The organism is Paucimonas lemoignei (assembly GCF_004342585.1).
In the GTDB taxonomy this organism is placed as follows: Bacteria; Pseudomonadota; Gammaproteobacteria; order Burkholderiales; family Burkholderiaceae_D; genus Paucimonas; species Paucimonas lemoignei.
In genome coordinates, this window is sequence record NZ_SLZQ01000003.1 from 372,390 (window position 1) to 386,414 (window position 14,025).

A 14,025-nucleotide genomic window follows, 5' to 3' on the forward strand; every position below is an offset into this window, starting at 1 on the left:
CGCCGCGGAGCGGCAGCTCGGTGAGGCGTGCCCGGGGTGAGTGACAAGTTAGAAATTGCGCTCATTTATAAATTCAGTAATGAACGGAGAATTAACTGTAACGAACGCAATTACGTTCATCACCACACGTCCCCAAAAGCTGATTCTCGCCACCTACAGGCATGTACATTGCATGCTTCGCCCTCTCGACTTCTAAAACTTTTTACATGCAGGATCTGGAGAGGATATGACCACACATCTTAAAGCGCTCAACGAGCAAGTCATTGTAATCACCGGCGCGTCCAGCGGCATTGGGCTTGCAACGGCGCAAGCCGCGGCTTCGCAAGGCGCCAAGCTAGTCCTGGCAGCGCGCAGCGAGGAAGCCTTGACGCAGATTGTCGACGACATTTCCGCTGAAGGCGGCGACGCCATGTATATCGTGGCCGATGTCGGCGACCGTCAGCAAGTGGAACGCATTGCCAGTGCCGCCCTGCAGCGCTTCGGCCGGATCGATACCTGGGTCAATGATGCAGGCGGCTCGATTTATGGCCGCCTCGACGAAGTATCCGAGCAGGATAGCCGACGCTTATTCGACACCAATTTCTGGGGCGTGGTAAACGGCTCGCTCGTGGCCCTGCCTCATTTGAAGAAGCAAGGCGGCGCCCTGATCAACGTCGGCAGCGAAGTATCCGATGCGGTGATTCCCTTGCAAGGCATGTATGCTGCCTCCAAGCATGCCGTCAAGGGATTTACCGATGCGCTGCGCGTGGAAATCGAAGAACTGGATAAAGCACCTGTGTCGATTACGCTGATTCAGCCTACAGCAGTCAATACGCCATTTCCGCAGCATGCGAAAAATTACATGGATCAGGAGCCAAAATTACCGGATCCGCAGATCGATCCGATAAAGGTAGCCGAGGCAATCTTGCATGCTGCTACCGAGCCGAGCCGCGATATCAAGGTCGGCACGATGTCTGTAATTAACACAACCATGTCGAAAATCCTGCCGAGCGTTGCCGAAAAAATGGCTTCGAAGTATGCCAGCAAACAGCAATACGATGAGCCGCCGCGCGACCCGGATGGCGCCTTGTACATTCCGGGCGGCGAAGGAAAAGTCTATGGAAGTGGCGGTCGCCTGCACCATTGATCCTCGTCCGTCTTTACCTGCTTTGTGTGAAGAACTCGCCTTTGGCTTTGCGCTGACAGGCAAGTTATGTATCGGACTTCCTAAAAGGAAAACTGCATGAAAGCGCTTGTATATAAAGGACCACGCCAGGTCGCCATCGAAAACGTGCCGGATGCGCGCATCGAAAAGCCAACCGATGTACTGGTCAAGATCACCACCACCAATATCTGCGGTTCGGACCTGCATATGTATGAGGGCCGCACCAGCGTCGAGGAAGGCAAGATACTGGGCCACGAGAATATGGGCATCGTGATCGAAGTCGGCAGCGCCGTCGAACGCGTCAAGGTCGGCGATCGCGTCTGCCTGCCGTTCAACATCTCCTGCGGCTTTTGCGAGAATTGCGAGCGTGGCCTGACAGGCTTTTGCCTGATCGCCAATCCCGGCAATGCCGGTGCGGCATATGGCTATGCCGAGATGGGGCCGTACAGCGGCGGCCAGGCGGAATTGCTGCGCGTGCCCTACGCCGATTTCAATTGCCTGGTCCTGCCGCCCGATGCCGAAGAAAAGGAAAATGATTACGTATTGTTGTCGGATATTTTTCCGACCGGCTACCATGCGACCGAATTGGCAGGAATGAAGGCGGGCGACTCGGTGGTGGTATTCGGCGCCGGCCCTGTCGGCCTGATGGCGGCTTACTCGGCAATGATCAAGGGCGCCTCCAAGGTCATCGTGGTCGACCATCACAAGGACCGGCTGGCATTGGCGGAAAAGATCGGCGCGATCCCGGTCGACAATACCGACGAGTCCTGCGTGGAGCAGATCATGTCGCTCACCGATGGCCAGGGTGCAGATTGCGGCTGTGAATGCGTCGGTTACCAGTGTCACCATCACGATGGTCATGAAGTGCCGAACCTGACCATGAATAACCTGGTGAATGCGGTGCGCCCGACCGGAGGCATTGGTGTGGTCGGCGTCTTCAACCCGGAAGATCCCGGCGCGGCGGACGAGTTGGCCAAGGAAGGGAAACTCGCATTTGACTTCGGCACCTTCTTTACCAAAGGTCAGCGCATCGGCACCGGACAGGCAAATGTGAAAGCCTATAACCGCAACCTGATGAAACTGATCCACACTGGCCGTGCCAAGCCATCCATGATCATTTCCCATGAGCTGCCGCTTGAACAGGCTGTGGAAGGCTATGCCAATTTCGATGCGCGCAAGGATGGCTGGACAAAGGTCGTGCTCAAAGCGGGGAAATGATCCGCTCTTCTGCGCAGAGCGCACACCGGCAGGTGACTGGCGTTGTCGCGTGCTCATTTAGCCGGTGCATTCTCCAGCCGGAGATGCCATGAAATCACGGCTCGCTAATTAGCGGGCATCTGCGCGAGTTCGCCGTCGGGTGCATTCGCGAAGTTCTGGCGGCTCTGGGATATCGGCAATACGATCACGACACATAATCCCCCCTTGTCGAGATTGCGGAAGTGGATGTCGCCCTGATGGGCATCGATGATGCGCTTCGAGATTGACAGGCCCAGCCCATGCCCCTCTGCCGAGCGACTGGACCTTATGCCACGAAACGATGAATTGACATGATGATCGATCTCTATGTCAGGCACGCCTGGGCCGGTGTCGGAAACGGCGATCGTCAATCGGTCGCGCCCTGGCTCCATTCTGGCTTCGACCGATATCGTGCTGTCGCGCGGCGTGTGTTCAATCGCATTGCGGACCACGTTCTCAATTGCCCGGCCCATCAATTCCGGACTGCCATTGATGCTCGCTCCGGTAGCAATGGAAGAGCGGATTTTTTGTCCTTTCGCTTTCCCCTCGAACCGCGCGTTTTCGACAATTTCCGTGAGGAGTTCGTCGATGCCGAACTCTTCATCCGCCATCTTCATTTCAGGCATGGTAAGCCTCGATAAGGCTAGCAGCTCACCTATCAGGCGATCAGTTCGTATGATCTCGCCATCGATTCGCTCCAATAATTGCTCGGTTTTTTCCGGCTGCTGCCTTGCCAATCCAATCGCGACCTGCATGCGCGCCAGCGGCGAGCGTAATTCATGCGACACATCATGAAACAGTTGCCTTTGCCCGTCTACCAACGAGGCGACTCTTCCGGCCATATGGTCGAATTCACGTAACAAATCCGCCAATTCGTCCTTGCGTCGTTCCACGGCATCAGCGGCGGCGACCTGAAGCTGCCCGGAGGCCATGGCTCCGATCGCCGCGCGCAAACTGCGTATCGGCTTCGACAGATAGTGAGCCAGAATCGCGGCAACGATCAAGCTCGCAACCAGGTGAGCGACCAAAGGCTCGATCGGCAACAGCTTGGGGCCGCGCGGCGGCAATCGCGGAATGTCATGTTGCGGGGAATTTGGCGCGACAAATTCGGGGCCTGCAACTTCATGCTGCCGATGCACGACTTCGATGATGAACATGACCGACATCGTGCCGAAAAGTTGTGCCACCCAAATGGCGAAAAAAAATTTCCAGAATAAGCGCCCCATTTCCTATTCCTTGACGAGTTGGTAGCCAAGCCTGTGTACTGTGCGGAGCCAGGGCGCACCTTCTTTTGACAGGCCGAGCTTGCGGCGCAGGCTGCTGATGTGCACATCGATGTTCCGGTCATAGCGGGCAAGCGAGCGCCCCAGGCCTTGCTCGGAAAGCTCGTTCTTGCTGACTGGTCGGCCTGCATTTCGCACCAATACCTCAAGCAGGCTGAATTCGGTGCTGGTCAGCTGGACGGGGCGCCCTTCCCACTCCGCTTTGCGCTGCGCCGGCCATAGGCGCAAGGGCCCGGCCACCAGCAGGGATTCCAGAGCCGCGTCGGCTGCCAGCGAATGCGTGCGGCGCAGAATCGCGCGAATTCTCGCGGTGAGTTCGCGCGGCGTACAGGGCTTGGGCACATAGTCATCCGCACCAAGCTCCAGGCCGGTAATGCGGTCCATATCATCGCCCTTGGCAGTCAACATTAATACCGGCACCTGGCTAACAGCGCGGATCTGCCTTAATAATTCCAGGCCGTTCGTTCGAGGCATCATGATGTCGAGAATGACGATCCCATACGTCTTTGACGACACTTCATGAAAAACCGTATCGCCATCATGCAGGGCAAGGACATCGAAGCCTTCGCGCTGCAAATAGTCGGCCAGCATATGGACAAGCAAGATATCGTCGTCGACCAATAGAATTTTCATTCACCCTCCCTTACGAAGCGCAGCCCGTCATGCCTGCATCCACGATCTGGAAAAGAAATGGGGAAAGGCATATGGACAGAGCTGACACTTCAACCCTCAAAGATCCACCTGCCTCTAGCCGGCGAATTATAGGCTAGTAAATTGTCATTTGAGAATCGCCGGCCCGTCCCTGTTCGGCTACCCAGCCCGTGACATCGAAGTTCGTCATCGCCAGCAAAAACCTTGGCTCGATTTGGCGCCACAGATATTGCCTGCCGCATTCGGCAGCATTTCTCTTCAGCCGCGGCAAATTCGCGCGCTGCGCCCAAAGCTGGCCAATTGCATTTGCAAGGCTGGTGGGGCTGCACTCAAAAACGATACCGTTATATCCGTTCGCGATATATTGGGTGTGCATGTAAATGTCGCTGGCCAGCACAGGCAGTCCCGCGGCGAGATATTCAAATATTTTTGTCGGCAGATTGAATTGCCACCAAGGCCTCTCTTCCCAAAGGAAGATACCGGCATCCATACCGTACAACATGACAGGTATCCGGTCGCCTGAAACGTGGGCGAATATAAATACATCCTGATGGATATCGAGCTCCAGGGCGCGTTTTACACAATAGCGATATTCTTCTCCGGTAGCGCCGAGAATGCTTAGTTGAGCGACGCGGCGATCGCGGTTTGCCAATGCTAATCCTTTAAGCAACATGTCGTAACCGCGCGTCTGGCCGACCGCAACGACATAGACCAGATTAAGGCAATTCTCCTCGGCCGGCCGGAAGGGATTACTGGCGGCACAAGAGTACTGTTCGTGCACCCCCATGTAAAAAAGCCTGACGCGCTCCGGCTTGCACCCGCGATGCAACAAGTCATGGTAATGCGCCTTGGTGACCGGCATGATCAAACTTGCGCGCCTGGCTGCGGCAAAGAAGCCCCCCGCCAGGATCGCTTTCTGCGCGAGTCGCTGCATCAATGAAGGGTTTGGCGACGGCTCGAAAAGCTGGCTTGGATGCACATTCCAGTAAAGCGCAAGCGGAATTTTCCTGAGCAGCCAGACCATGGGCGCCAATAGCGTATGCATCAGCACGACTCTGTCTGGCTGCTGCCTGTTGATCAGCCGGGCACAGGCATACAAATATTTTATCCAGTTGAGCTTCCCTTTTATATCGGGCAGCTCCAGGTAATCGACATTCGCAATACGCTGCTCTTCCTTGCATAGTGGCCCCATGCTGACGACGGTCACGCGAAATATTTTTGCCAAAGCCTCAATGCGATATAAGACGTCCGCAGACATTGACAAGTCCCCGCGACTCCATGTCACGATAAAGCATCGGATACGCATGTTTGCCTTCTTAGATGAAATCGTTCAAGGCACACCAATCGTTTCAAGAACCACCACAATGCAGGTGCAGTGATTGATGAAAGCCGGCCTCAGCTCAGCACAAGCAGCCTTTATGCAATCGGTACTCGATATGTAATCGGCACCAATTAGCGGACTTCAAGTGTAGATTTGAGCGATGGGCTTTTTTTGATGAAGTTCAATCTGCCAAAAAGGATAGTTGTAAAGTTTTGTAAAGGCGGACTACGTCGCATACAAAACCGTTTCCACCAAGTGCGGAAAAAATTGCACAGCCTGCGGGAGTCCATGAAAACAGAAATGGTCACTTCGCGGAATGAGTGCTGCCAAAGCCGGCGATATCAGACCGGTGAGAACGTCGGAATGGCGCGCTTAGCGTGGGCCTGAGTGATTTCTTCTACGCGCGAGTTCGCGGTCGAGCGCATTGGCGAAGTTCTGGCGATCGGCTTGACTGAACGCTGCCGGGCCGCCGGTATCGACGCCACTGCCGCGCAGCTCTTCCATGAAGGCCCGCATCGTCAGTTGCTGGGCGATGGTGTCCTTGGTGTACCACTCGCCGCGTGGATTGAGCGGCAGCCCACCCTTTTCCAGCACCAGCGAAGCCAGGGGAATATCGCCGGTCACGACGATGTCGCCAGGACTGACGCGCGCAACGATCTCGGCGTCGGCCGCATCCGCGCCGGCCGGGACCTGGAGCGCGCGGATGAAACGCGAGCCCGGCACGCGCATCAGCTGGTTGGCAACCAGCGTGACGTTGAGCTGCAGGCGGTCTGCTACGCGGAACAAAATGTCTTTAATGACGGAGGGACAGGCGTCGGCGTCGACCCAGATGTGCATGGCGAATTCGATGAAATCAGCAGGATGACTGATTGTAACCGGAAGCCGTCTGTAGGATGTGTCGCACAAAGTGCGACATCGATTGGTTTGGCCTGCTCGGCACTGGCCGAATGACCAGTCGATTGACATCGCTCCTTAAGCTTGGCCTAAGATTTGAGTAATATATTTTTCATGGAACTAGCTGCACAAAAAAACAGCAATGAACTTCGATGCCAATCTCAAACGCATCGATTCGCATAGCGATACAAAGTTCTTGCAATGGAGACAATCAAACTTCATTTCATGCCGGTGGATTAAGCGTTGGCTTTACGACCTTCACGCGAATTCATCTTATCCATTCCGGGCTCAGTTGGCTAACACAATGCTGCCATCGTAACGCGAGCTCGCACATCATAACAAGAGCGAAAAGCCGTTTTTTCTAACCACGCCATCCTGGCTATATTGGAGAGAGACCTATGCTTGCAAAGCAAATCAAGAAAGCCAATTCACGTTCCACCTTGTTGAGAAAAAGTTTGTTATTCGCAGCGCCGATAATATTGGCTGTGAGCTCTTCGTCAGTGTACGCATTGACGCAGGTATCCAACTTCGGCACCAACCCCGGCAACCTGCAGATGTTCAAGCATGTGCCATCGGGTATGCCTGCCAATGCGCCTCTGGTGGTGGCATTGCATGGCTGTACGCAGACTGCCGCCGCTTATGAGGCATCCGGCTGGTCTGCATTGGGAAACACACATAAATTCTATGTGGTCTATCCCCAGCAGCAGAGCGGCAACAATTCCAACAAGTGCTTCAACTGGTTCGAGCCGGGCGACATTACGCGCGGCCAGGGCGAAGCGCTGTCGATCAAGCAAATGGTCGACAACATGAAGGCCAACCATAGCATCGACCCGAGCCGCGTCTATGTGACGGGCTTGTCGGCCGGCGCGTTCATGACAACCGTCATGGCGGCAACTTACCCTGACGTCTTTGCCGGCGCGGCGCCCATTGCGGGCGGCCCATACAAGTGCGCGACTTCCATGACCAGCGCCTTCACCTGCATGAGCCCGGGCGTGGACAAGACTCCGGCTGCGTGGGGCGACCTGGCACGTGGCGGCTATAGCGGCTATAACGGTCCGAAGCCTAAGATCTCGATCTGGCATGGCTCTTCCGACTACACGGTGGCGCCGGCAAACCAGAACGAAACCGTGGAACAGTTCACCAACTACCATGGCATCGATCAAACGCCGGACGTCAGCGATACCGTCGGCGGCTTCCCGCACAAGGTTTATAAGAGCGCTAACGGCACGCCATTGGTCGAGACTTACACCATTACCGGCATGGGCCATGGCACGCCTGTCGACCCCGGCACCGGCGCCAACCAGTGTGGCACGGCCGGCGCGTATATCCTGGATGTGAACGTTTGCTCGAGCTACTACATCGGCCAATTCTTCGGCATCATCGGTGGAGGCGGCACGACTACGACCACGACGTCGGGCAACGTCACCACCACAACGGCAGCCACCACGACGACGACCACGGCAACGCAAGGCTATACGCAAACAACCAGCGCCACCGTCACCAACCATTATGTTGCGGGCCGCATCAATGTGACCCAATACAATGTGCTGGGCGCGCGTTATGGCTACGTTACCACCATCCCCCTGTATTACTGCCCATCGCTTAGCGGCTGGACTGATAAAGCAAACTGCAGTCCCATCTAAGTGAAGTAGCGTTTTACTTCCTTGCCGGCTCGCGTTCTTCCACGAAGATCGTGAGCCGGGCAGCGGACCGCCTGATCAATTCGGGCGGTCTGCTTGTCCCCTTCTTTTCCCCTACGACCACGCAAAAGCTTCCTGGCGGAAGTATTTCTCGAATTCGCCAAAAGTTGACGACAGCGTCGCTGCGTTCAGCGTCCAGCATCCATGCTCCGGGACCGTTAATCATCGTCTGCTGCAATTGTTGATGCTGTCGCCCTGCCGCGCAGCAAACGGCGAAATCGAACTATTTTCTCTTTCTGAAGTTCAAATTAGTGAATGTTTGCCAATGGCTCAATAGCAAGCGGCCAGGCTTGGCGGCTGTGCGCAGATTGTCGTATCCACTCTGCCACGTCCTTGTAGGCTAATCACTGGGGAAAGCGGATGCGCAAAAAAACCGACTTGCATTCACATGGAACTTCGGAGAAGCAAATAGAAGGCTTCGTTCAGGTTCGCGGCGCGCGGGAGCACAATCTGAAAGATGTGCACCTCGACATTCCGCGTAACGCGCTCGTGGTGTTTACCGGCATATCGGGCTCGGGCAAATCCTCGCTGGCGTTCGGCACGCTCTACGCCGAAGCGCAGCGGCGCTATCTGGAATCGGTGTCGCCTTATGCCCGCCGCCTGTTTCATCAAATGTCGGTGCCGGAAGTGGACAGCATCGAAGGGCTGCCTCCCGCCATCGCCCTGCAACAACAGCGCGGCGCTCCCACGACCCGCTCATCGGTCGGCAGCATCACGACGCTATCCAATTCCTTGCGCATGCTGTACTCGCGTGCCGGCAATTATCCTAAGGGCCAGGACATCCTGTATGCGGAATCGTTTTCGCCGAATACGCCCGAAGGCGCCTGCCCCACCTGCCATGGCCTAGGACGGGTGTATGAAGTCACCGAACAATCCATGGTGCCGGACGATAGCAAGACAATCCGGGAACGGGCGATCGCTGCCTGGCCGCCGGCATGGCATGGACAGAACCTGCGCGATATCCTGACCACGCTTGGCTATGACATCGACATTCCCTGGCGCGACTTGCCCAAGAAAGACCGCAAGTGGATTCTGTTTACCGAAGAGCAGCCGGTGGTGCCGGTCTATGCGGGATTTACTCTCGATGAAGTGCGCCACGCCCTGAAGCGCAAGGAAACGCCCAGCTATCAGGGCACCTTTACCAGCGCGCGCAAGTATGTGCTGGATACCTTCGCCAATACGGAAAGCCCGGCCATGAAAAAGCGGGTGTCGCAGTATATGGTCGGCAAGGAATGCACGCTTTGCCAGGGCAAGCGGCTGCGCCCCGAGTCGCTTGCCGTCACGTTTGCCGGCTACGATATCACCGAGCTTTCCAGGCTGCCCTTGAAACACCTGGCAACGCTACTGCATCCCTATGCGCAGGAGAACACGCCGGACTGGGACAAGCTGGCGGCAAAAAATCCCGAGAAAGCGATCGTCACCCAGCGCATTGCGGAAGACCTGTCCAACCGCTTGTCGGTACTGCTGTCATTGGGACTGGGTTACCTGACGCTGGAACGCAGCACACCGACCTTGTCGCCCGGCGAATTGCAGCGGCTGCGGCTGGCCACGCAAGTTCACTCCAACCTGTTCGGCGTGGTCTACGTCCTTGACGAGCCTTCAGCCGGCTTGCATCCCGCCGACACGCAGGCGCTGCTGGCAGCGCTGGATCGGTTAAAGCAAGCGGGCAATTCCCTGTTTGTGGTCGAACATGCGCTGGGCGTGATCCGGCATGCCGACTGGATTGTCGATGTCGGCCCCGAAGCCGGCGAGCATGGTGGACGCATTTTGTACAGCGGCCCGCCGCAGGGGCTGTCTGAGGTCGCAGAATCGCATACCCGGCGCTATCTATTCCCGGACAAAGAAGCGGACATCTTTGCCAAGCAACCCAGCCGTTCGCCGCAAGGCTGGCTGCAAGTGGCAGGCGTCACGCGCAACAATCTCGACAACCTCACTGCCGCCTTTCCTCTAGGTGTACTGACCAGCGTGAGCGGCGTGTCTGGCTCGGGCAAATCCAGCCTGGTAAGCCAAGTGCTGGTTGAGCTGGTATCCAAGGCGCTGGGACAAGAGCTGGTTGCGGAAGCCGAACAGGGGGAGTCGATCGAACATGACACACCCGCCACCCTGGGCGGCCGCATCACGGCGGGCATGGAAAGCATCAAGCGCCTGGTAACGGTAGATCAGAAACCCATCGGGCGCACGCCGCGCTCCAATCTTGCCACCTACACTGGCTTGTTCGACCATGTCCGCAAGCTCTTCGCGTCGACACGCGCCGCCAAGGCACGCCACTACGACGCCGGGCGGTTTTCCTTCAATGTCGCCAAGGGACGCTGCGGCAATTGCGAGGGCGAAGGCTTCGTCATGGTCGAGCTGCTTTTCCTTCCGAGCGTCTATGCGCCGTGCCCGGTCTGTAAGGGTACCCGCTTCAATGCCAAGACGCTGGAGATCAAATACAAGGACAGGAACATCGCGGATGTGCTGGCCATGACGGTCGATGCCGCTCATGAGTTTTTCGTCGATGAGCCAGCTATCCAGCGTTCCCTGGGCGTGCTGCGTGAAGTCGGGCTTGGTTACCTGCGTCTGGGCCAACCTGCCACCGAGCTTTCCGGCGGCGAGGCGCAGCGCATCAAGCTGGCGACCGAGCTGCAACGCACCACGCGCGGCAACACGCTCTATATCCTGGATGAGCCGACTACCGGGCTACATCCTTCCGACGTCGACAAGCTGGTCCTCCAGCTCAATAAATTGGTTGAAGCCGGCAATACCGTCATCGTCGTCGAGCACGACATGCGCGTACTGGCGGCAAGCGATTGGGTGATCGACGTCGGCCCGGGCGCGGGCGATGAAGGCGGCAAGATTGTTGCGTCAGGCGCGCCGCAAGAGATCGTGCGGAACAAGGCGAGCCGCACAGCGCCCTTCCTGAAGGAGTTTTTGCTGAGCGCTGATTAGTGTTGAGTACTGAGTAATGCTGCGCGCTGCTTAACGCTGAGCGCTGCTTAACGCTGAATGCTGCTTTAGCCCGCGACAGAATCATCCAGACTTTTCCACCCCGGCTCACGAGCGGCGGCATCTCGGCTCCTTCCTCCAACACTGTACAAAAAAATAGCGCCGCAGACATTCAATCTGCGGCGCTATTTACGTGGTACTACGACGCGAGCCTAAAGCAGGAACATCACGCCGTAGCCCGGCAAACCACTTACATCTGCACGGTGTCGGCCACTTCCTTGAAGTCTTCGATCTGGTCGAAGTTCATGTACTGGTAGACCTTGTCGCTGTTAGCGGTGAGCACGCCCATATCGGCCATGTACTCTTCCTTGGTCGGGATCTTGCCCAGACGCGAGCAGATCGCTGCCAGTTCCGCCGAGCCAAGGTACACGTTGGTGTTCTTGCCCAGACGGTTCGGGAAGTTACGGGTCGAGGTCGACATAACGGTCGCGCCTTCACGCACCTGTGCCTGGTTACCCATGCACAGCGAGCAGCCCGGCATTTCGGTACGCGCACCAGCGGTACCGAAGACGCCATAGTGGCCTTCCTCGGTCAGCTGCTTCTGGTCCATCTTGGTCGGCGGAGCAACCCACAGCTTGACCGGGATGTCGCGCTTGCCTTCCAACAGCTTCGAGGCGGCACGGAAGTGACCGATGTTGGTCATGCAGGAGCCGATGAACACTTCGTCGATCTTGGCGCCGGCCACGTCGGACAGGGTCTTCACATCGTCCGGATCGTTCGGGCAGGCCACGATCGGCTCGTGAATGTCGGCCAGGTCGATCTCGATGACGGCGGCGTATTCGGCGTCGGCATCCGGCTGCAGCAGTTCCGGCTTGGCCAGCCACTGTTCCATCGCCTTGATACGGCGCTGCAGGCTGCGCGGATCCTGGTAGCCCTGGGCGATCATCCACTTCAGCAGCGTGATGTTGCTGTTGAGGTATTCGATGATCGGTTCCTTGTTCAGGTGGACCGTGCAACCGGCGGCGGAACGCTCGGCGGAAGCATCCGACAATTCGAACGCTTGCTCAACCTTCAGGTCAGGCAGGCCTTCGATTTCCAGGATACGGCCGGAGAAGATATTCTTCTTGCCCTGCTTGGCAACCGTCAGCATGCCTTGCTTGATGGCGTACAGCGGGATGGCATTGACCAGGTCACGCAGGGTCACGCCCGGCTGCATCTTGCCCTTGAAGCGGACCAGCACCGATTCCGGCATGTCCAGCGGCATGGTGCCGGTGGCGGCGGCAAAGGCGACCAGGCCCGAACCGGCCGGGAAGCTGATGCCGATCGGGAAGCGGGTGTGCGAGTCGCCGCCGGTGCCGACGGTGTCGGGCAACAGCATGCGGTTCAGCCACGAGTGGATCACGCCGTCGCCCGGGCGCAGCGCGATGCCGCCACGGTTGCTGATGAAGTTCGGCAGGGTCTGGTGAGTCTTGACGTCCACCGGCTTCGGATAAGCAGCGGTGTGGCAGAACGACTGCATGACGAGGTCAGCCGAGAAGCCCAGGCAAGCCAGGTCCTTCAATTCGTCGCGGGTCATCGGGCCGGTGGTGTCTTGCGAGCCGACCGAAGTCATCTTCGGTTCGCAGTAGGTGCCCGGGCGCACGCCCTGGCCTTCCGGCAGACCGCAGGCGCGGCCGACCATCTTCTGGGCCAGCGAGAAGCCCTTGCCGCTGTTGGCCGGCTGCGCTGGCAGGCGGAACAGGGTCGACGGCGCCAGGCCCAACGCTTCACGCGCCTTGGCGGTCAGGCCACGGCCGATGATCAGGGGAATACGGCCACCGGCGCGCACTTCGTCGAACAGCACTTCGGACTTGACCTGGAATTCGGCGATCACTTCGCCATTCTTCAGGGCCTTGCCTTCGTACGGACGCAGTTCGACCACGTCGCCCATTTCCATCTTCGACACGTCGAGTTCGATGGGCAGTGCGCCGGCGTCTTCCATCGTGTTGTAGAAAATCGGCGCGATCTTGCCGCCCAGGCAAACGCCGCCGAAGCGCTTGTTCGGCACGAACGGGATGTCTTCACCGGTGAACCACAGCACCGAGTTGGTAGCCGACTTACGCGAAGAACCGGTACCGACCACGTCACCCACGTAGGCGACCAGGTTGCCCTTTTCCTTCAGCGATTCGATAAACTTGACCGGGCCGCGCTTGCCGTCTTCTTCCGGGGTGATGCCGGGACGGGTGTTCTTGAGCATCGCCAGCGCGTGCAGCGGGATGTCCGGGCGGGTGGTGGCGTCCGGGGCCGGCGACAGGTCGTCGGTGTTGGTTTCGCCAGTTACCTTGAAAACGGTGATGGTCAGGCTTTGCGGCACTTCCGGACGGCTGGTGAACCATTCGGCATCGGCCCAGCTTTGCATCACAGCCTTGGCGTTGGCGTTGCCCTTTTCTGCCAGTTCCTTGACGTCGTGGAACTGGTCGAACATCAGCAGGGTTTTCTTCAGCGCGTCGGCAGCCACGGCGCCCACTTCGGCGTCGGCCAGCAGCGAGATCAGCGGCTCGATGTTGTAACCGCCCAGCATGGTGCCGAGCAGTTCGGTGGCGCGAGCGCGCGAGATCAGCGCGCAAGCGGTCTCACCTTTAGCGACGGCGGCCAGGAAGCCAGCCTTCACGCGGGCAGCTTCGTCCACGCCAGCAGGTACGCGATGGGTGATCAGGTCGAGCAGAGTCTGCTCTTCGCCGGCAGGCGGATTCGTCAGCAATTCCACCAGCTCGGCGGTCTGCTGGGCCGTCAACGGCAGGGGAGGAATACCGAGCGCGGCGCGTGCGGCCACGTGAGCGCGATAATTTTCAAGCATGGGAGACCTTCTGGTATGGCGTTTCTGGGGTTATT

General features: G+C 57.9%; 9 protein-coding genes. 4 read left to right on the forward strand and 5 right to left on the reverse strand.

Annotation, left to right across the window (positions count from 1 at the left end; all coding sequences use genetic code 11):
- Positions 1-226: 226 nt before the first annotated feature.
- Positions 227-1,126, forward strand: a complete 900-nt coding sequence (locus tag EDC30_RS07085; RefSeq protein ID WP_132258113.1) for an SDR family oxidoreductase — start codon at positions 227-229, stop codon at positions 1,124-1,126.
- A 96-nt stretch (positions 1,127-1,222) separates the two neighbouring features.
- Positions 1,223-2,362 carry a glutathione-independent formaldehyde dehydrogenase gene (locus EDC30_RS07090; protein WP_132258114.1) on the forward strand — a complete coding sequence of 380 codons (1,140 nt, stop codon included), beginning with the start codon at positions 1,223-1,225 and terminating at the stop codon, positions 2,360-2,362.
- A gap of 104 nt (positions 2,363-2,466) precedes the next feature.
- Here the strand turns inward: EDC30_RS07090 and EDC30_RS07095 are convergent, their stop codons facing one another.
- The 4 genes from EDC30_RS07095 to EDC30_RS07110 form a co-directional block, all read right to left on the reverse strand.
- On the reverse strand, positions 2,467-3,606 hold the full coding sequence (locus EDC30_RS07095; RefSeq protein WP_132258115.1) for a HAMP domain-containing sensor histidine kinase: 1,140 nt from the start codon (positions 3,604-3,606) through the stop codon (positions 2,467-2,469).
- 3 nt (positions 3,607-3,609) lie between these two features.
- The gene (locus EDC30_RS07100) at positions 3,610-4,296 is read right to left on the reverse strand and encodes a response regulator transcription factor (protein WP_132258116.1); all 687 of its coding nucleotides are present in this window, start codon (positions 4,294-4,296) and stop codon (positions 3,610-3,612) included.
- A gap of 133 nt (positions 4,297-4,429) precedes the next feature.
- Positions 4,430-5,572 (reverse strand): glycosyltransferase family 4 protein, encoded by a 1,143-nt coding sequence (locus EDC30_RS07105; RefSeq protein WP_165973759.1) that lies wholly within the window; start codon positions 5,570-5,572, stop codon positions 4,430-4,432.
- A 435-nt stretch (positions 5,573-6,007) separates the two neighbouring features.
- Positions 6,008-6,472 carry a YaiI/YqxD family protein gene (locus EDC30_RS07110; RefSeq protein ID WP_132258118.1) on the reverse strand — a complete coding sequence of 155 codons (465 nt, stop codon included), beginning with the start codon at positions 6,470-6,472 and terminating at the stop codon, positions 6,008-6,010.
- Positions 6,473-7,014: 542 nt separating this feature from the next.
- On the opposite strand from EDC30_RS07110, the gene EDC30_RS07115 reads away from it, so the two are divergent.
- Together EDC30_RS07115 and uvrA are read left to right on the forward strand one after the other, a co-directional pair.
- Entirely contained in the window at positions 7,015-8,172 is a 1,158-nt protein-coding gene (locus EDC30_RS07115) for an extracellular catalytic domain type 1 short-chain-length polyhydroxyalkanoate depolymerase (protein WP_207907224.1), read from the forward strand.
- Between the two features lie 417 nt (positions 8,173-8,589).
- Positions 8,590-11,157: an excinuclease ABC subunit UvrA gene (uvrA, locus tag EDC30_RS07120; RefSeq protein ID WP_132258120.1), complete on the forward strand. Its 2,568-nt coding sequence runs from the start codon at positions 8,590-8,592 to the stop codon at positions 11,155-11,157.
- 247 nt (positions 11,158-11,404) lie between these two features.
- Here the strand turns inward: uvrA and acnB are convergent, their stop codons facing one another.
- Complete coding sequence (gene acnB / locus EDC30_RS07125) at positions 11,405-13,990, reverse strand: bifunctional aconitate hydratase 2/2-methylisocitrate dehydratase (RefSeq protein WP_132258121.1); 2,586 nt, start codon at positions 13,988-13,990, stop codon at positions 11,405-11,407.
- Between the last annotated feature and the right edge of the window lie 35 nt (positions 13,991-14,025).

Coding starts and splice junctions, on each gene's coding strand:
- EDC30_RS07085 (WP_132258113.1), top strand. CDS start 227: ATGACCACACATCTTAAAGCGCTCAACGAGCAAGTCATTGTAATCACC.
- EDC30_RS07090 (WP_132258114.1), top strand. CDS start 1,223: ATGAAAGCGCTTGTATATAAAGGACCACGCCAGGTCGCCATCGAAAAC.
- EDC30_RS07095 (WP_132258115.1), bottom strand. CDS start 3,606: ATGGGGCGCTTATTCTGGAAATTTTTTTTCGCCATTTGGGTGGCACAA.
- EDC30_RS07100 (WP_132258116.1), bottom strand. CDS start 4,296: ATGAAAATTCTATTGGTCGACGACGATATCTTGCTTGTCCATATGCTG.
- EDC30_RS07105 (WP_165973759.1), bottom strand. CDS start 5,572: ATGTCTGCGGACGTCTTATATCGCATTGAGGCTTTGGCAAAAATATTT.
- EDC30_RS07110 (WP_132258118.1), bottom strand. CDS start 6,472: ATGCACATCTGGGTCGACGCCGACGCCTGTCCCTCCGTCATTAAAGAC.
- uvrA (WP_132258120.1), top strand. CDS start 8,590: ATGCGCAAAAAAACCGACTTGCATTCACATGGAACTTCGGAGAAGCAA.
- acnB (WP_132258121.1), bottom strand. CDS start 13,990: ATGCTTGAAAATTATCGCGCTCACGTGGCCGCACGCGCCGCGCTCGGT.